We start from the raw sequence: 17,021 nt of genomic DNA, 5'->3' as shown, positions 1-17,021 counted from the left end.
CGGCGGCCATCCGATCTCCCCTCCGCCCGTGCGAGCCATGAAGCCGCGGGTGGAGGGGCTCGCCCCCGGATCCATCTCGGACCCACCACGGATCCCCGGGGCTCCTCTCCCCACCACGTCGAAGGGACGACGGACGATGATGTTCCATCCCAGACGCACACTCAGAGCCCTGCTGCTACCGCTCGCGGCCGGGCTCGCCCTGGTCGCCCTCCCCGCGCAGACGGCACAGGCGGCGAGCACCCTGACCAACGCCGGATTCGAGGCCGACGGGACCGGCGCCGCAGTGCCCGGCGGCTGGTCGGAGTCCGGCACCACCGGCGCCTCGTACGTCGAATCCGGTGGCCACGGCGGGAGTTACCGCCTCAGCCACTACTCCGCCTCGGCCTACAAGGTGGAGACCTACCAGACCCTCACCGGACTGACCAACGGGAACTACAGGCTCACCGCGTGGGTGCGCTCGGGCGGCGGGCAGAACTCCGCCTACCTCGCCCTCAAGAACTGCGGCGGCACCGAGCAGCGCACCGACCTTCCGGTGTCCACCAGCGGCTGGATCCACCTGGTCGTGCCCGTGGCCGTCACGAACAGCCAGTGCACGGTCAGCGTCTACTCCGACGCCAACGCCGGAAACTGGATCAACGTCGACGACCTGACCTTCACGTCCGGCACCGCAGGGCTGTCCGTCAAGGGCTCCGACATCTCCTCCCTCGCCAAGAGCGAGGCCTACGGCGGTGTCTACCGGACCAGTTCCGGCACCGCCGGTGACGCACTCGCCATCCTCAGGTCCGCCGGGATGAACTACGCGCGCCTCAAGGTCTGGGTCGATCCGGCCGACGGCTACAACAACAAGGCCCGCGTCCTCGCCATGGCCAAGCGCATCAAGGCGCAGGGCATGAAGCTCCTGGTCGACTTCCACTACTCCGACACCTGGGCCGACCCCGGCACCCAGACCAAGCCGGCCGCCTGGGCCGGACATTCGTACAGCCGGCTCAGGACGGACGTCTACAACCACACGTACGACGTCCTGAACGCCCTCAAGGCACAGGGCACCACGGCCGACATGGTGCAGATCGGCAACGAGATCAACGGCGGCATGCTCTGGTCCGAGGGCTCAACGGACAACTTCGCGCAGCTCGCCGGACTGCTGAACTCGGGCTACGACGCGGCCAAGGCGGTCAGCTCCTCCACCGTCGTGGCGCTGCACCTCGCCAAGGGCGGCGATCTCACCGGCACCCGCTGGTGGTTCGACACCGCTCTCGCCGACGGCGTGAAGTTCGACGCCATCGGGCTGTCCTACTACGGCTACTGGCACGGCTCGCTGTACGACTTCCAGACCACGCTCGACGACGCCGCCTCCCGCTACGGCAAGCCGGTCTTCGTCGCCGAGACGGCCTACCCCTTCCGTCTGGACAGCGACGACGCGCTCGTCAACCAGATCGACACGACCGCCGAACTGGTCTCCGGCTACCCGGCCACCACCACCGGGCAGTCCAACTGGCTGCGGGACGTGATGAACATCGTGGAGGCCGTGCCGAGCGGCCGCGGTCTCGGTGTCTTCTACTGGGAGGCCACCTGGACGGCCGTGACCGGCAACGGCTGGGACCCGGCCGATCCCTCCTCGGGCAACGGATGGGAGAACCAGGCCCTGTTCGGCTTCGACGACAAGGCGCTTCCGGCCATGTCCCTGTTCAGTCACCGCTGAACGTGAAGGGGTCCGGCCGCCGGTGCGGCCGGGCCCCGTACCCCCGCGCCGCCGTCCGGCTCCGGCCAGGGTCGCGGGAAGGCCGTGCGTGCCGCCTCCGGCTGCGGGACAGTGGCGGGAGACCGTCACGAACGGAGGGGGACGACATGCTGAAGGGGTCCTTCAGCGGGCAACGACTGGACATCCTGGAATGGTTGCGCGAGCCCGCGGCGCACTTCCCGCCGCGGCGCGGCGCCGACCTCGCCGAGGACGGTGTCAGCCCCGAGGCCCTCGCCGGAAAACTCGGGGTCAGCCGGACCGTGGCCCGCACCCACCTCGACCTTCTCACCGCGGTCGGAGTGCTGCGGGCCAAGAAGGTGGGGCGGCGGACCTACTACCGCCGCGACGAGTACCGTATCGCCGAAGTGGGCCACTACTTCGAGAAGGGCTGGTAGGCGCGTGGGAGACGGGTCCGGCACGGCGAAGGCCACACCCCTTGCGCCCCGGCGCACGATACCGCTCGGCGGCCGCGGTCCCGAGGACGTCATAGCCGATGGCCGGGGCGGGGTGCTGACCGGTCTGGAGGACGGCCGCATCGTACGAGTCGAGGCTCCCGGCGACCCCGACCGCACCGGCGTCCGCGTCGTGGCCGAGACGGGCGGCAGGCCACTGGGCCTCGAACTCCTTCCGGACAACGCCCTGTTGGTGTGCGACGCCGAACGCGGACTGCTGAGGGTCGGTCTCGACGACGGCGTCGTCCGCGTTCTCGCCGACCAGGTCGCCGGTGCGCCGCTGCGCTTCGCCAGCAATGTGGTCGCCCTCTCGGACGGCACCGTCTACTTCACCGTCTCCAGCCGGAGTTACCCCCTGAAGCAGTGGATCGGCGATCTGGTCGAGCACACCGGCTCTGGCTGTCTGCTGCGCCTCGCACCCGGGGACAAGGAACCCGAAGTCCTCCTGGAAGGGCTTCAGTTCGCCAACGGCCTCGCCGCCTCGGCCGACGAGTCCTTCCTCGTCCTCGCGGAGACCGGCGCCTTCCGGCTCGTCCGCCACTGGCTCACCGGGCCGCGGGCGGGCCGGTCCGAGACCTTCGTCGACGACCTCCCCGGTCAGCCGGACAACCTCTGGCGCGCCCCCGACGGTCCGATCTGGGTGGCCCTCGCGGGCCCCCGCGTCGGCGCCCTGGAACTCCTGCACCGGCGGGGCCCGGCCGTCCGTCGCGCCGCGGCCCGCGTCGCCGTACGGGCGCCGTTCCGGCCGCCGGGCACCACGGGTGTCCTCGCGGTCGACGACGACGGCACGATCGTGCACCACCTGGAGAGCCGCCGCGCGCGCTTCCGGATGGTGACCAGCGCCTGTGAGTCCGAGGGCCGGCTGATCCTCGGAAGCATCTGGGAACGGGGCCTGGCGGTCTGCGATCTTCCCGGTGCCACCGGCTAGGAGCTGTCCGCCCGATCGTGATCGAGGACGCCGGCGGCCCTGGACCGACAGGTCCCGGCGGCCGGGGCCTCGCGCACGGTACCGGGTGTGCGTGGCCCGCGCCCCCGGCGTTACCCTGTTCACCAGCCGCGATCTTGCAGCGCGGCACGGCGGTGGGGCCCGCCGTACCCGAACCGCGGCACGGATGCCGCCAACGGTCCCTGCTTGCGATGCCGTGTGCCCGCACCGGCCCGGCGAGTAGGAGCACCGAAGACCATGGCAGTCCCGCACCCCGAGCGCGTCGGCGAGTCCGGCACTCCCGCGCGCGCGATCGAACGCGCACCGTCCCCCTGGCGCGGGCAGGGCCCGGTCGTCGCCGCCGTCTCGCTCGGCGGCGTGATCGGCGCCTTGGCCCGCTACGGCGCCGGGCTGCTGCGGCCCACCGCGGACGGCGCGTTCCCCTGGACCACGTTCACGATCAATGTCGTGGGCTGCGCCACGATCGGCGTGCTCATGGCGCTGATCACCGACCTGCCGGCGGTGCACCGCCTCGTGCGCCCGTTCCTGGGCACCGGGGTGCTCGGCGGCTTCACCACCTTCTCGACGTACGCGGTCGACATCCGGAATCTGATCGGCGCCGGCCACCCGGGCACCGCGCTGGCGTATCTCGCCGCGACCCTGTCCGCGGCCCTCGCGGCGGTGTGGCTCGGGACGACGGCGGCCCGCAGGGCCCTGGCACGGAGGCAGCGATGACAAGGCTCACGGGCAGTGCCCTGAGGCTGACCGTCCTGATCGGCGAGAACGACACCTGGCACCGCAAGCCGCTCTACGCGGAGATCGTGCACCGTGCCCACGCGGCGGGTCTCGCGGGCGCCAGCGTCTTCAAGGGGGTCGAGGGCTTCGGCGCCTCCTCCCTCATCCACACCTCGCGACTGCTCTCGATGAGCGAGGACCTGCCGGTGGCCGTGATCGTCGTGGACACCGAGGAGCGGGTCCGGGCCTTCCTGCCGCAGCTCGACGAGCTCGTCACCGGGGGTCTGGTGGTCCTCGACCCCTGTGAGGTCATCCGCTACGCGGCCGGCGGCTCCGGCCCGTCCGGGGACGGCGGTGCGCGGCGGTGAACTGGCTGCTGGTGATCATCGGCGCGGCGGTCGGAGCGCCCCTGAGGTATCTGACCGACCGGGCGGTACAGCTGAAGCACGATACGGTCTTCCCCTGGGGCACCCTCGTCGTGAACGTGACAGGGTGCCTGATCCTCGGGCTGCTGACCGGCGCCGCCTCGGCGGGGCAGGTGTCCGGACATCTGCAAGTGCTGATCGGGACCGGTCTGTGCGGGGCGCTCACCACGTACTCGACGTTCTCGTACGAGACCCTGCGGCTGACCGAGGCGGGTGCGGCGTTCTACGCTGCGGCCAACGTGATCGTGAGCGTGACGGCGGGCCTCGGCGCGGCGTTCGCCGGGGTCGCGTTTGCACAAGCTTTGTGGACCTAGGCGCCGGTGGATCACGCGTATAGGTAACACTGTCTCCTGCACTGTCTACAGCACTGTCGACCAACTCCTCAGAACTGGATCCCATGAGCGTCATCAACGTCGGTCAGGCCGTCGTCCTCGGAGTCGTGGAGGGGGTGACCGAGTTCCTTCCGGTCTCCTCGACCGGTCACCTCAAGATCACCGAGGGGCTGATGAACATCCCCGTCGACGACAACGCCGTCGTCGGCTTCTCCGCGGTCATCCAGGTCGGCGCGATCGCCGCCGTGCTCGTGTACTTCTTCAAGGACATCGTGCGGATCGTCTCCGCCTGGGGACGCGGGCTGCGCGACAAGAACGAGCGCCACAACCACGACTACAAGTTCGCCTGGTGGGTCATCTACGCGACGATCCCGATCGTGGCCGTGGGTCTCGCGGCCAAGCCGCTCATCGAGGGTCCGCTGGCGTCCCTGTGGGTGGTCGCGGGCTCGCTGATCGCGGGCAGTGCCGTGATGTGGGCCGCGGACCAGATGGGCCGCCACAAGCGCGGTGAGGACGACGTCGCGTTCAAGGACGCGATGCTGGTCGGCAGCTCCCAGATCCTCGCCCTGCTCTTCCCCGGCTTCTCGCGTTCCGGCGCCACCATGTCGACGGGTCTCATCCTCGACCTGGACCGCGTCGCCGCCACCCGCCTCTCCTTCTTCCTCGGCATCCCGGCCCTGACCGGCGCCGGCCTGTACGAACTGAAGGACGCGCTGGGCACCGGCGTGGGCGCCGCCCCGCTGATCGTCGGCACCGTCGTGTCGTTCGTGGTCGCCTACGCCTCCATCGCCTGGCTGCTGAAGTTCGTCGCCAAGCACTCCTTCAACGCCTTCGTGATCTACCGCATCGTCATCGGCGTCCTGCTCTTCGGGCTCCTGGGCACGGGAGTCATCGACAGCTGACACAACCTGGAGCACCGGCACACACCGGCTCCGGAACACGAACGATCCGCACAGAGGGCGCGGAGCCGGACCCCGGCTCCGCGCCCTCTGTGGCGCGTCGGGGCCGGGCGGGCGGCACAATGGCGATCATGCCCGGGAACTCGTCGTATCCGTCCTCCCTGACCTTCCAGCCGGTCCTGGAGCGCATCGCCACCGAGATCGCGCAGACTCCGGGCCGCGGGCGGCCCGCCGACTACATCCCGGCGCTGGCCGCCTGCGACCCACGCCGCTTCGGGATGGCCGTCGCGGAGCTCGACGGCACGGTCTACGGCGTGGGGGACTGGCGGCAGCCGTTCTCCACGCAGTCCATCACCAAGGTCTTCACGCTCGCCCTGGACCTGGCCCGCGAGGGCGACGCGCTGTGGGAGCACGTCGGCCGGGAACCCTCCGGCAACCCGTTCAACTCGCTGATCCAGCTGGAGTACGAGAACGGCATCCCGCGCAACCCGTTCATCAACGCCGGAGCCCTCGTCGTCACCGACCGGCTCCAGACCCGTACAGGGGACGCGGCCGGCACCCTGCTGGAGTTCCTGCGGGCCGAGAGCGGCAACGAGAACCTCGACTTCGACCGGGACATCGCCGCCTCCGAGACCGCGAACGGCGACCGCAACGCGGCACTCGCCCACTTCATGGCCTCCTACGGCAACATCGACAACCCGGTGCCCGAGCTGCTCGACCAGTACTTCCTCCAGTGCTCGATCGCCGCCTCCTGCGCCGATCTCGCCCTCGCCACCGGATTCCTGGCCCGGCACGGCATCCGCGCCGACGGCGGCCGACTGCTTCCCATGAGCCAGGCCAAGCAGATCAACGCGATCATGCTGACCTGCGGGACCTACGACGCCGCGGGCGACTTCGCGTACCGGGTCGGGCTTCCCGGCAAGAGCGGGGTGGGCGGCGGCATCATCGCCGTGGTGCCGGGCCGGTGCACCCTGTGCGTCTGGAGTCCGGGTCTGGACGAACGCGGCAATTCGGTGGCGGGTGTGGCGGCCCTGGACCGGTTCACGACCATGACCGGCCTGTCGGTGTTCTGAATCCACCGGCACCACACGGCGGTCACGCTCCGGACCCCGCCAGGAGAGCGCCGCGTCGCCTTCCGGCCACCCGGCGTTGACACGCTTGCGGAGTGTTGGCCATGGCTTTCCCCGTCGATCTCCGCCGCTGCCAGGCCCTGGGCCTCGCCGGAACCGCCGTCCTCGCGCTGGGCGGCGAGACCGCCGGGGCGCTGCCGGCGCGGGACCTTCTCGCCCCCGGGTCGGGGCGGGCCGTGCTGGGCCTGGTCGGGGTGTACTTCGGCGTCGTCCTGCTGATAGCCGCCTGGGCGCTGCTGGGCACGCTCGTGCGCGGGCCCGAACCGCCGACTCCGCGGTCCCTGCTGCTCGTTCTGGCCACCTGGGCCGCTCCGCTGCTGCTCGCGCCGCCTCTCTTCAGCCGGGACGTCTACAGCTACCTCGCACAGGGCGCCATGGTCGACGCCCACATCGACGTCTACGCCTACGGCCCCGCACGACTCGGCGGCCCGCTCGCCGACGAGGTGGCGCCCGTGTGGCAGACGACGACGACGCCGTACGGCCCGGTCTTCCTCGCCGTCGCCCGCGGCCTGTCGTCGCTGACCCGGGGGGAGATACCGGCGGGCCTTTTCGGCATGCGCGTGGTCGCCCTGCTCGGTGTCGCGCTGATGGCCGCCGCGCTGCCCCGCCTCGCCCGGCACAGCGGCGCCGATCCGGCCGCCGCGCTGTGGCTGGGGGCGCTCAACCCCCTGGTCCTGCTGCATCTGGTGGCCGGCGCGCACAACGACGCCGTCATGCTCGGGCTGCTCGGCGTCGGCCTGGTGGCCGCACGCGGCCGATGGCCCGTCCTGGGGATCGTGCTGATCACCCTCGCCGCCCTCGTCAAGGCCCCCGCGGCGCTCGGCCTGGTGGCGGTGATCGCGTTGCGCGGACGCGGTCAGGGGCGCCGGGGCATCGCACGGGTCACGGTGACCACCGTCGTGGTCGCGGCCGCGACCACGGTCGCCGCGACGGCGGTGGCCGGTACCGGCTACGGCTGGATAGCCGCCCTGAAGACCCCCGTCTCGCCGCACAACTGGTCACCCACCAGCGTCCTCGGGCGGGTCACCGGCGCCCTTCTCGAAAGGCTCGGCAGCGGTCTCGCGCCGCTCGCGATGCCCGTCTGGCACGCCGTCGGACTCCTCGCGACGGTGGGGCTGCTGCTGTTCATATGGCTGCGGCTGCGCCCGCACCCGGTCTACGCGCTGGGCCTGAGCCTGGCCGCGGTGGCGGTGTTCGGCCCGGCCGTTCGGCCGTGGTACGCGCTGTGGGGCCTGTTCCTCATCGCGGCGGCGGCGCCCACCGGTTCGATGCGCGGCCGGGTCGCGGCCGTCAGCGGGGTGCTCGCGCTCGTGGTCCTGCCGAGCGGGTCGCCCGCGGACATCGGACAGGTGATCCTCGCCGTCTCCGGGGGTCTGCTCGCCCTGGTCGTGCTCTGGCAGGCCCACCAGGCGGCACAGCCGCAGGTACCCGTACTGGAACGGGCGGCATGACGGCGGACGCGGAGCACGGAACCCACCCGGACGGGACGCGGGCCGGACGGGTGGCGCCCCACGGAGGGCGCGGGCGGCGGGGAAGTCGAGCTGGGCGACCGGGACGAGGACATGAGCGCGAGAAGCACGACCACAGGGCCCACGGGAGCGGAGGCACCCGCGGGCGGGCGGGGCCCCGGAGGCGTGGCGCCGCTCCTGAGCACCGACCGCAGGCGACTCCTGCTCGTCCTCGGACTGGCCGTCGTCATCGGCGTGTTCACCGCCACCGTGCCCCTGCTGCGCGACTGGTTCGACCTGCGCGTCTACTACGGGGCGGTCGGCGACTGGGTCCACCACGGCGGCAGCATCTACGACTACCGGGTGCCGGGAACGGGGTACGGCTTCACCTACCCGCCCTTCGCGGCACTCGGCATGCTGCCGATGGCCCTGGTCGGACTGAAGACGGCGATCGTCCTCGCGCTGCTCCTCAACCTCGCCGCCCTGACCGTGGTGGCGGCCATCCTGGTCGGCCCCGAACTGCGCCGCCACGGCTGGTTCGGCTGCGCCCTGACGGCCTGTCTGCTGGCGCTGCTCGAACCGGTCCGCGACACCTTCAGCTTCGGCCAGGTCAACCTGGTGCTGCTCGCGCTCGTGCTGAGCGACGCCTGGCTGCTGACGCGTGGGCGGGGCCGCTGGGCGGGTGCCGGGATCGGTCTCGCCGCGGCGATCAAGCTCACCCCGGCGCTGTTCATCGCGCTGCTGCTGCTCGGCCGCCGCTGGCGGGCCGCCGGTGTCGCCACGGGTGTCGCCGTGGCGGCCACCGCGCTCGCGGCCTGGGTGGTGCCGGACGCCTCGCGCTTCTACTGGACCGATGCGCTGTGGGACACGACCCGCATCGGGCGTCTCGACTACGTCTCCAACCAGTCGCTCCAGGGCGTGCTGGCACGTCTGGTGGCCCCGGAGGCTCCGAGCAGGGCGCTGTGGGCGACGCTGGCCCTGCTGGTCCTGTGCGTCTGGGCGTGGCGCACCTCGCGGGCCCTGGCCGACGAGGACTGGACCGCCGCTTTCGCCCTGACCGGGCTGACCGCCTGTCTGGTCAGCCCGATCACCTGGGTGCACCACCTCGTCTGGCTGCTGCCGTCCTTCGCCGTGCTGCTGCGGCGGCGCCGGGCGCGGATCGCGGCGGTCCTGTACGCGGTCCTGTGCAGCAGCGTCGTATGGCTGTGGTTCGACGACGCGTCCGGCCTCGGCGGCTTCCTCGGCAGCAACACCTATACGTGGATCACGCTCGGGCTGCTGCTGTGGCTTCCGGCCGGTCAGCCGCGCCCGGCCCGGCCCGCCTTGAGCCGTAGGGCGAGGGCGACGCCCGCGGCGCCCAGCACGGCGGCACCGGCGATCGCGGCGGCGCCGGACCAGCCGAGCCCCGAGTCCTCGGGGGACACGGCGGCCACCGGGCGCGGGCTGTTCACGGGCCGGTCGCCCGAGGCGGGCCGGGCGGCGCGGCCGGGATGCGCGGCGGCCCCGGAACGCGCGGAGGCTCCGGCGGCGGAGGGTCCGGCCGCGGGGACGGAGCGCGTGTCGAGGAGCGTCCCCACGGGATCGACCCGACCGGACGCGGCGAAGCCCCAGTCGAGCAGCGAGCGCGCCTCCTCGTACACGGTCAGTCCGCCGCCCGCCTGAGGGTTCATCAGCGTGACGACGAGCGTGCGCGTGCCGTGCTTGGCGGCGGCGACCAGGGTGTTGCCCGCGTTGGTGGTGTAGCCGTTCTTGACGCCGATCACACCGGGATACCGCTGCACCCCGTTCGCGCCGGTGAGGAGCCGGTTGGTGTTCTGGATGCCGTACGTGGCTCCTGCCTCGCCGGGGAACATCGCCTCGGCGGTGGAGCAGTACCGGGCGAAGTCGGGGTTGCGCAGCCCGGCCCGGCCGAACACCGCCAGGTCGTACGCCGACGAGACCTGTCCGGGGGTGTCGTACCCGTCGGGCGAGACGACGTGGGTGTCGTTCGCGCCGAGGGAGCGGGCCTTGGCCTGCATCTGGGCGGCGGTGCTCGTCCAGCCGCCGTTCATCGAGGCGAGCACGTGCACGGCGTCGTTGCCGGAGTTGAGGAAGACTCCGCGCCACAGGTCGGCCACGCGGTAGGTGATGCCCTCGGCCACGCCGACCATGCTGCTTCCCGCGCCGATGCCCTCCAACTCCCGCTCCCTGACGGTGTGCAGGGTGCTGCCGGGCAGCTTCGGCAGGACGGTGAGGGCGAACAGGGTCTTGAGGGTGCTCGCGGGCGGGAGCCTGCGGTGGGCGTTGTGCGCGGCGAGGACGTCGCCGGTGGCGGCGTCGGCCACCACCCAGGACAGCGCGGAGACGTCGGGGACCTCGGGCGCCCCGGGCCGGGGCCGTACCTGGGTGCCCGGCTGGTTCAGCGACGAGGGCGGTGGCGCGGCGGGCCGCGGGGCTCCGGGGAGCGCGTCGGTGAGCGCGGTGGCCGGGCTCTGCGCCGCGGCCAGCAGTCCGGCCGCGCAGACGGCGGAGCAGGTCAGGGCGGCACGCGTGACCGCCGAGCGCGAAGCAGCGGTCCGGAATGAGAATCCGATCGTCATACCGCAAACGTAGGAAGGGTGACCCGACACGCCGGGATGGCCGGGCCGAGCGGCGCCGTCGAGCACCCGGATGCCGCAGGGGCGGGGCGTCAGGACGGCAGCGTGGGCTGGACGCGGCGCAGGAAGGTGGCGTTGTCGGGGGTGGCGCGCAGCCGCTCCAGGAGCGTCTCCAGACCGGTCTGCCCGTCGCGCGTCAGCAGGGCGCGGCGCAGTCCCCGCACGACGGCCGACTCGGCCGCCGGCACCAGGAGTTCCTCGCGGCGGGTGCCGGAGGGGGTGATGTCGACCGAGGGGAAGACGCGCCGGGCGGCCAGGGTCCGGTCGAGGCGCAGCTCCATGTTGCCCGTGCCCTTCAGCTCCTCGAAGAAGAAGTCGTCGGCGCGGGAGCCGGTCTCCACCAGGGCGGTGGCGAGGATGGTGAGCGAGCCGCCCTCCTCGGCGAGCCGTGCCGCGCCGAAGAGCCGCTTGGGCCCCTGGAGGGCGCCCGCGTCGACACCGCCGCTGAGGGTGCGTCCGCCGGCGGCGGCCGCGTTGTTGTGCGCCCGGCACAGCCGGGTGAGCGAGTCGAGCAGGATGACGACGTCCTCGCCCGCCTCGACGAGCCGCTTGGCCCGCTCGACGACGAGCTCGGCGAGCGCGATGTGCTGCCTGGGCGCCTGGTCGAAGGTGGAGGCGTAGACCTCGCCGCGAACGGAGCGCCGCATGTCGGTGACTTCCTCGGGGCGTTCGTCGACCAGCAGCACCATCAGACGGCATTCGGGGTGGTTGCCGGCCACGGCGGCGGCGATCTGCTGGAGCAGCACGGTCTTGCCGGTCTTGGGCGGCGCGACGATCAGGCCGCGCTGGCCCTTGCCGACCGGCGCGATCAGGTCCACGACGCGTCCGGTCAGCGCGCTCGCCGGGTGCTCAAGGCGGAGCCGGTCACGCGGGTGCAGCGGGGTGAGGTCCTTGAAGTGCGGTCGGTGGCGCAGCTCTTGGGGCGTACGGCCGTTGATCCGCTCGACCTCGGTGAGGATCCGGGGCCCGCCGCGCTGGCCCTCCACCGTGTCGCCCTTGCGCAGGCCGTGACGGCGGATCAGCGCGGGGGAGACCTGGAGGTCGTCGGACGAGGGGAGGAGGTTCGCGGAGCGCAGGTGCCCCTTCCCGTTGCCGTCGATGTCGAGGACACCGACGGTGGTCCGGGTCTGGGGCCGCTCCTGTACGGGGTGTTCGAGTGTGGTGGTCATGAGGTGTCCTCTCGGGGACGGGATCGCATGGTCATGCGTGAGGAAGGGGGATGGCCGCGAAGGGAGGGCGCGGGGCGCGCCTCGGTGCGGCGGAAGCATCACCTCGGACGTGGCGGGGGAGCCCCGGGCGTACCGCGGAGGTGGTGCGGAGAAGCTGTTGCGCGAACCGGAATCGACCGCGTGACAGCGGGAGAAGGGAACTTGCACCGGCGCCTGAACAGAGAGGCGTACACGAGTGCTGTTCGCAGAGTACCACTGGTCGACCCGGATGGAGTGTGATCCGGGTCACGAACTCATCGGTGGTTCACGGCCGCCGTGGGGCCTGGACGCCGAGCACGCGGTCGCGCAGGACGGGGAGCTCGGAGCGCATCAGGGCGACCTGGGCCATGTCGAGGTCCACCGTCAGCGTCTCCTCGGTGGCACCGGCCTCGCCCAGGACGGTCCCCCAGGGGTCGGCGACCACGCTGTGTCCGGCCTGCCGCATACCGCCGTGGGTGCCGGTCGCGCAGCAGGCCAGGAGGAAGACCTGCTCCTCCAGGGCCCTGGTGCGGGTCAGGAGCCGCCAGTGCGTGAGCCGGGCCGCGGGCCAGGCGGCGGGCACCGCGATCAGCTCCGCGCCCGCGTCGAGCAGGCCCCGGAAGAGTTCGGGGAAGCGCAGGTCGTAGCAGATGGCGAGGCCGACGACGCCGAAGTCGGTGGGCACGGTGACGATGGCGTCGCCCCCGCCCATCAAGGTCGCCTCGCCGGTGTCGAAGCCGTACCGATGGATCTTGCGGTAGAGCCCGCGCAGCTCGCCGGACCGGTCGAAGAGCAGCGCGGTGTTGTACAGCGTCCCGTCCGTGTCCCGCTCGACGACGGATCCGGCGTGCAGCCACACCCCGGCCTCACGCGCCGCCGCGGACATGGCCTGCGCGGTGGGGCCGTCGATCCCTTCGGCGTCGTGCCCCCACCGGTCGTACGCCCACGCGCCGGCCGCCCACAGCTCGGGCAGGACCACCAGGTCGTCGCCCGCCCGGCCGCGTACCAGCGAGGCCGCGCGCCGGCGGCGCTCGTCCGCGGTGTCCGAGGAGTCCACGGACAGCTGGATCAGCGAGGCGCGCATGCCTGTCACCTCCGGGACCGCGTCGCGCGGCCCAAGGAAACCCGTCCCCGCGAGCGCGGGGAAACCCGTCCCTACGAGCGTAAGGAGATACCGGTGCTTCCCGCCTCCCGTGGACCCTCCGAAGGGCTTCGCCGAGGTGCTGCGCACGCTGTTCCGAGCGGGCACAATCGATCTCCGCGCGGCGCCCGTCGGTTTCGTGCGACCCTCAACTCGCCCCGGCAGCAAGGAGAACACGGTGGACACGTCGCCCGTCACGCCGCACCGCATGGACCCGGCGGGCGGATGCCCGCACGCCGCCAACGAGCGCCTGCTCGCGCGGAGTTCCGTCACGGCGGTGCTGCTGCCCGGTGAGGTGGAGGGCGCGGCGGTGCTGGGCCACGAGGCCCTGAAGGAATTCCTCGCGCACCCCGATGTCGCCAAGGGGGCCCGGCACTTCACGGCCCTGAACGAGGGGCGCATCGCCGACGGCTGGCCGCTCATGACCTTCGCCACCGTGCAGGGCATGACGACCGCCGACGGAGGCGACCACCGGCGCCTGCGGTCCCTCGTCAGCAGGGCGTTCACGGTGCGACGGGTCGAACAACTGCGGCCCAGGATCGAGGACGTGACCTCGGAACTCCTCGACGGACTGGACGCGGCGGCGCGGGAAGGCGGGGGAGTGGCCGACCTGCGCGAACACTTCGCGCTCCCGCTGCCGATGGGCGTCATCGGTGAACTCCTCGGCGTCGACGCCCAGTACCGCGACCGGCTGCACCATCTGACGAACCAGGTCGTCTCCACCGACATCGGCCCGGAGCAGGCCGTCGCCGCGAACCGCGAACTGATGGCCGTGCTGGCCGCCGTCGCGGCCGCCCGCGCGGATGACCCGGGCGACGACCTCACCAGCGCGCTGATCGCCGCCCACGACGAGGACGGCGACCGGCTCAGCCGGCCGGAACTCATGGGCACCCTGCTCCTCATGATCATCGCCGGGCACGAGACCACCCTGAACCTCATCACCAACGCCGTACGGGCACTGTGCGCCCACCGGGACCAGCTCGCCTCGGTCCTCGACGGCGAGGCGGACTGGGCGGCCGTCGTCGAGGAGACCCTGCGCTGGGACGCCCCCGTCAGCTACTTCCCCTTCCGCTACCCGGTGCGTGACCTCACCGTCGACGGGACCGTCATTCCCCGGGGCACACCCGTCCTCGCCGGCTACTCGGCAGCCGGCCGCGACCGGGCCGCGCACGGACCGGACGCCGACCGCTTCGACGTCACCCGTCCCGGGCGGCCCGGCGCCGCCCGCCACCTCTCCCTCGGACACGGCGCCCACTACTGCCTCGGCGCGCCCCTCGCCCGGATGGAGGCCACCATCGCCCTCGAACGGCTGTTCACCCGCTTTCCCGACCTCGATCTCGCCGTGTCCGAGGCGGAGCTCACCCACCAGGCCAGTTTCGTCGGCAACAGCGTCCGCGTCCTTCCCGTACGCCCCGGCGCCTCCCATCCCTGACAGGCCACGCTCTCCGCCTCTCACGGGGCACGCGGAAAAAAGTCTCCAGGGACTGTCGATGTGCCGGGGCGCCGTTCGTCGGTGCGGTGTAAGAAGCTCATGAGCACCGGGAGGAACCATGAAGTACATGCTGCTGGTCTGCGGCGACGACACCGCCGACGCCTCCGGGATGGCACCCGTCGAGCCGTGGGTCCAGGAACTGGGCGCCGAGCGGGGCGTGCGGCTGCACGGACACCGCCTCCGGCTGCCCGCCGAGGCGGTCACCGTCCGGGTCCGCGACGGCGAGGTGCTGCGCACCGACGGACCGTTCGCCGAGACCAAGGAGTACGTCGCCGGCTTCGACATCCTGGAGTGCGCCTCCCTGGAAAAGGCGATCGAGGCCGCCGCGAAGCACCCGGTCGCCACCATCGGTGCCATGGAGGTCCGCGCCTTCTGGGACGACGAGGACACCGAGGGGGAGATCCGCCGCCTCGACGCCGAGCTCACCGAGGCACTCCGCGAACGTGACCTCGACCGTGCGATGGCCGGCTACGCCCCGGACGTCGAGGTCTTCCACCCCGTGAGCGGCCTGGAGCAGAGCGGCGCCGACGCCCTGCGCAAGGCGCAGGAACAGTGGTTCTCGACGCTCGCGGGACCCGCCGACCGCGAGGTCCTCGACTTCCGGCTGCGCGTCGACGAGAGCGTCGCCTTCAGCCACGCCGTGGTACGCCTGCGCGCTCCGCTCGCCGACGGCACGACGCTGGACTCCACGACCCGCGTCACCACGGGCTACCGCGCGGCGGGCGACCGCTGGCAGATCGTGCACCAGCACATCTCGGTGCCCTCGGACGCCGGTCTCCCGCCGGCCGGGGAGCCGCGGTCATGAAGTACGCCCTGTTCATCTGCACTCCCGTCGGGGGCGAGGAACTCGCCCCCGAGGACATCGCCGACGACCCCCGGTTCGCCTCGTACATCCAGGAGGTGCGCGAGCGCGGCATCGTCACGGGCGGCGCCCGGCTGCGGCCGGCGACCGACGCCACCACCGTGCGGGTCCGGGGCGACGAAGTCCTGCTCACGGACGGGCCGTTCGTGGAATCGAAGGAGTACGTCGCGGGCATCGACATCGTCGAGGTCGCCGACCTCGACGAGGCCATCGCGCTCGCGTCCCGGCATCCCGCGGCGCTTGCGGGCGGTTCGGTGGAGGTGCGGCCGGTCTGGGAGTGAACGACGGCGTCGAGGAGGCGGTCGCGGCCGCGTTCCGTGAGGAGTGGGGCCAGGTCGTCGCCACCCTGATCCGGATGACCGGCGACTGGGACCTCGCCGAGGAGTGCGCGCAGGACGCCTTCGCCCAGGCGCTCGACCGGTGGCGGCGCGACGGGGTTCCGCGCCGCCCCGGCGCCTGGCTGACCACGACCGCGCGCAACCGGGCCCTGGACGTGCTGCGCCGCGAGGCGGCCGGTGCGCGCAAGCTGCGGGAGGTGGCGGTGTCGGCACGTGACGAGGATCTGTACGCGCCGTACGGACCGTATGGTTCGTACAACCCGTACGCATCGGATCCCGGCGACGGCGACGGCGACGGCGACGGCGAGGGCGGTGGAGTCGGTGACGACCGGCTGCGGCTGATCTTCACCTGCTGCCACCCGGCGCTGGCCATCGAGGCCCGGGTGGCCCTGACCCTGCGCACCCTGGCGGGGCTCAGCACGCCCGAGATCGCGCGCGCCTTCCTCGTGCCCGAGGCGACGATGGCGCAGCGGCTGGTGCGCGCCAAGCGGAAGATCCGCAACGCGGGCATCCCGTATCGCGTACCCCCCGCGCACCTCCTGCCCGAACGCACCACGGGTGTCCTCGGCGTGCTCTATCTGCTCTTCAACGAGGGGTACGCCGCCACGGCCGGCGCCGATCTGACGCGCGCGAACCTCTCCGCGGAGGCGATCCGGCTCGCCCGCGTCCTGGCCCGGCTGATGCCCGACGAGCCCGAAGTCCTCGGCCTGCTCGCGCTGTTGCTGCTCCACGACGCCCGCAGCGGCACACGCGTCGACGCCTCCGGCGACCTGGTCACCCTGGAGGACCAGGACCGAGCCGCCTGGGACGGGGCCGAGGCGGACGAGGGCGCCGCCCTGCTGGAGACCGCACTGCGCCGGGGACGCCCGGGCCCGTACCAGATCCAGGCCGCGATCGCCGCCTGCCACACCACCGCCGCCACGGCCGAGGACACCGACTGGGCCGACATCGCCGCCCTCTACGGCGAGCTCCGGCGTCTCGTGCCCTCCGCCGTGGTCCGGCTCAATCAGGCGGTCGCCGTGGGCATGTCCGAAGGCACCGACGCCGGACTCGCCCTCGTCGCCGAACTGGAGGAGCGGGGCGAGCTGGACACGTACCACCTGCTGCCCGCCACCCGCGCCGACCTGCTGCGCCGGGCCGGACGCACCCGCGAGGCCGCGGAGGCGTACGGGCGGGCGCTGGAACTGGTGGAGAACGCGGCCGAACGGAGATTCCTGGAGAAGCGGCTCACGGAGTGTCGATCGGCGTAGCGGCCCTTCGTCGGTGGGGTGAGGCCGCCTC

Annotated in this window: 16 protein-coding genes and 1 pseudogene; 14 read left to right on the top strand and 3 right to left on the bottom strand. The window is 72.4% G+C overall.

Annotated elements, in window-relative coordinates:
- Nucleotides 1-139 precede the first annotated feature (139 nt).
- From ACZ4AA_RS09105 to ACZ4AA_RS09060, 10 genes are all read left to right on the top strand, one after another.
- On the top strand, nucleotides 140-1,699 hold the full coding sequence (locus tag ACZ4AA_RS09105; RefSeq protein ID WP_467597871.1) for a glycoside hydrolase family 53 protein: 1,560 nt from the start codon (nucleotides 140-142) through the stop codon (nucleotides 1,697-1,699).
- 146 nt (nucleotides 1,700-1,845) lie between these two features.
- Nucleotides 1,846-2,133, top strand: coding sequence for an ArsR/SmtB family transcription factor (locus tag ACZ4AA_RS09100; protein WP_467597868.1), 288 nt, complete (start codon nucleotides 1,846-1,848; stop codon nucleotides 2,131-2,133).
- A 4-nt stretch (nucleotides 2,134-2,137) separates the two neighbouring features.
- Complete coding sequence (locus ACZ4AA_RS09095; protein ID WP_467597865.1) at nucleotides 2,138-3,118, top strand: SMP-30/gluconolactonase/LRE family protein; 981 nt, start codon at nucleotides 2,138-2,140, stop codon at nucleotides 3,116-3,118.
- A gap of 255 nt (nucleotides 3,119-3,373) precedes the next feature.
- Entirely contained in the window at nucleotides 3,374-3,850 is a 477-nt protein-coding gene (gene crcB / locus ACZ4AA_RS09090) for a fluoride efflux transporter CrcB (RefSeq protein ID WP_467597862.1), read from the top strand.
- Complete coding sequence (locus ACZ4AA_RS09085; RefSeq protein WP_467597859.1) at nucleotides 3,847-4,218, top strand: DUF190 domain-containing protein; 372 nt, start codon at nucleotides 3,847-3,849, stop codon at nucleotides 4,216-4,218. The genes crcB (ACZ4AA_RS09090) and ACZ4AA_RS09085 overlap by 4 nt, the downstream gene beginning before the upstream one ends.
- A complete protein-coding gene (gene crcB / locus ACZ4AA_RS09080; protein WP_467597856.1) occupies nucleotides 4,215-4,589 on the top strand; it encodes a fluoride efflux transporter CrcB in 375 nt (124 codons plus the stop codon). Before ACZ4AA_RS09085 ends, crcB (ACZ4AA_RS09080) begins: the two co-directional genes overlap by 4 nt.
- 83 nt (nucleotides 4,590-4,672) lie before the next feature.
- Nucleotides 4,673-5,509, top strand: a complete 837-nt coding sequence (locus ACZ4AA_RS09075) for an undecaprenyl-diphosphate phosphatase (protein ID WP_467597853.1) — start codon at nucleotides 4,673-4,675, stop codon at nucleotides 5,507-5,509.
- 128 nt (nucleotides 5,510-5,637) lie between these two features.
- Nucleotides 5,638-6,579, top strand: coding sequence for a glutaminase (locus tag ACZ4AA_RS09070; RefSeq protein WP_467597850.1), 942 nt, complete (start codon nucleotides 5,638-5,640; stop codon nucleotides 6,577-6,579).
- A 101-nt stretch (nucleotides 6,580-6,680) separates the two neighbouring features.
- On the top strand, nucleotides 6,681-8,087 hold the full coding sequence (gene mptB / locus ACZ4AA_RS09065; protein ID WP_467597848.1) for a polyprenol phosphomannose-dependent alpha 1,6 mannosyltransferase MptB: 1,407 nt from the start codon (nucleotides 6,681-6,683) through the stop codon (nucleotides 8,085-8,087).
- Between the two features lie 111 nt (nucleotides 8,088-8,198).
- Nucleotides 8,199-9,746: a glycosyltransferase 87 family protein gene (locus ACZ4AA_RS09060; RefSeq protein WP_467597845.1), complete on the top strand. Its 1,548-nt coding sequence runs from the start codon at nucleotides 8,199-8,201 to the stop codon at nucleotides 9,744-9,746.
- Nucleotides 9,747-9,760: 14 nt separating this feature from the next.
- Here the strand turns inward: ACZ4AA_RS09060 and ACZ4AA_RS09055 are convergent.
- From ACZ4AA_RS09055 to ACZ4AA_RS09045, 3 genes and pseudogenes are all read right to left on the bottom strand, one after another.
- A pseudogene (locus ACZ4AA_RS09055) lies at nucleotides 9,761-10,663 on the bottom strand (D-alanyl-D-alanine carboxypeptidase family protein); the annotation flags it as partial.
- Nucleotides 10,664-10,752: 89 nt separating this feature from the next.
- Nucleotides 10,753-11,988: a transcription termination factor Rho gene (rho, locus tag ACZ4AA_RS09050; RefSeq protein ID WP_467597842.1), complete on the bottom strand. Its 1,236-nt coding sequence runs from the start codon at nucleotides 11,986-11,988 to the stop codon at nucleotides 10,753-10,755.
- 205 nt (nucleotides 11,989-12,193) lie between these two features.
- Nucleotides 12,194-12,991, bottom strand: a complete 798-nt coding sequence (locus ACZ4AA_RS09045) for a carbon-nitrogen family hydrolase (RefSeq protein ID WP_467597839.1) — start codon at nucleotides 12,989-12,991, stop codon at nucleotides 12,194-12,196.
- Between the two features lie 265 nt (nucleotides 12,992-13,256).
- On the opposite strand from ACZ4AA_RS09045, the gene ACZ4AA_RS09040 reads away from it, so the two are divergent.
- From ACZ4AA_RS09040 to ACZ4AA_RS09025, 4 genes are all read left to right on the top strand, one after another.
- A complete protein-coding gene (locus ACZ4AA_RS09040; RefSeq protein WP_467598933.1) occupies nucleotides 13,257-14,480 on the top strand; it encodes a cytochrome P450 family protein in 1,224 nt (407 codons plus the stop codon).
- A 118-nt stretch (nucleotides 14,481-14,598) separates the two neighbouring features.
- Nucleotides 14,599-15,345, top strand: a complete 747-nt coding sequence (locus ACZ4AA_RS09035; protein WP_467597835.1) for a nuclear transport factor 2 family protein — start codon at nucleotides 14,599-14,601, stop codon at nucleotides 15,343-15,345.
- Nucleotides 15,342-15,683 carry a YciI family protein gene (locus ACZ4AA_RS09030; protein WP_467597830.1) on the top strand — a complete coding sequence of 114 codons (342 nt, stop codon included), beginning with the start codon at nucleotides 15,342-15,344 and terminating at the stop codon, nucleotides 15,681-15,683. The genes ACZ4AA_RS09035 and ACZ4AA_RS09030 overlap by 4 nt, the downstream gene beginning before the upstream one ends.
- Complete coding sequence (locus tag ACZ4AA_RS09025) at nucleotides 15,674-16,990, top strand: RNA polymerase sigma factor (protein ID WP_467598930.1); 1,317 nt, start codon at nucleotides 15,674-15,676, stop codon at nucleotides 16,988-16,990. The genes ACZ4AA_RS09030 and ACZ4AA_RS09025 overlap by 10 nt, the downstream gene beginning before the upstream one ends.
- Nucleotides 16,991-17,021: the final 31 nt, after the last annotated feature.

Source organism: Streptomyces sp. NPDC024698 (assembly GCF_055559015.1).
The sequence above is the reverse complement of the archived record's forward strand: the minus strand, read 5'-3'. Positions and strand labels throughout refer to the sequence as shown.

Excerpts from the sequence above, each read along its gene's own strand:
- ACZ4AA_RS09105 (WP_467597871.1), top strand. The coding sequence starts at position 140 with ATGTTCCATCCCAGACGCACACTCAGAGCCCTGCTGCTACCGCTCGCG.
- ACZ4AA_RS09100 (WP_467597868.1), top strand. The coding sequence starts at position 1,846 with ATGCTGAAGGGGTCCTTCAGCGGGCAACGACTGGACATCCTGGAATGG.
- crcB (WP_467597862.1), top strand. The coding sequence starts at position 3,374 with ATGGCAGTCCCGCACCCCGAGCGCGTCGGCGAGTCCGGCACTCCCGCG.
- ACZ4AA_RS09085 (WP_467597859.1), top strand. The coding sequence starts at position 3,847 with ATGACAAGGCTCACGGGCAGTGCCCTGAGGCTGACCGTCCTGATCGGC.
- ACZ4AA_RS09075 (WP_467597853.1), top strand. The coding sequence starts at position 4,673 with ATGAGCGTCATCAACGTCGGTCAGGCCGTCGTCCTCGGAGTCGTGGAG.
- ACZ4AA_RS09070 (WP_467597850.1), top strand. The coding sequence starts at position 5,638 with ATGCCCGGGAACTCGTCGTATCCGTCCTCCCTGACCTTCCAGCCGGTC.
- mptB (WP_467597848.1), top strand. The coding sequence starts at position 6,681 with ATGGCTTTCCCCGTCGATCTCCGCCGCTGCCAGGCCCTGGGCCTCGCC.
- ACZ4AA_RS09060 (WP_467597845.1), top strand. The coding sequence starts at position 8,199 with ATGAGCGCGAGAAGCACGACCACAGGGCCCACGGGAGCGGAGGCACCC.
- rho (WP_467597842.1), bottom strand. The coding sequence starts at position 11,988 with ATGCTTCCGCCGCACCGAGGCGCGCCCCGCGCCCTCCCTTCGCGGCCA.
- ACZ4AA_RS09045 (WP_467597839.1), bottom strand. The coding sequence starts at position 12,991 with ATGCGCGCCTCGCTGATCCAGCTGTCCGTGGACTCCTCGGACACCGCG.
- ACZ4AA_RS09040 (WP_467598933.1), top strand. The coding sequence starts at position 13,257 with ATGGACCCGGCGGGCGGATGCCCGCACGCCGCCAACGAGCGCCTGCTC.
- ACZ4AA_RS09035 (WP_467597835.1), top strand. The coding sequence starts at position 14,599 with ATGAAGTACATGCTGCTGGTCTGCGGCGACGACACCGCCGACGCCTCC.
- ACZ4AA_RS09030 (WP_467597830.1), top strand. The coding sequence starts at position 15,342 with ATGAAGTACGCCCTGTTCATCTGCACTCCCGTCGGGGGCGAGGAACTC.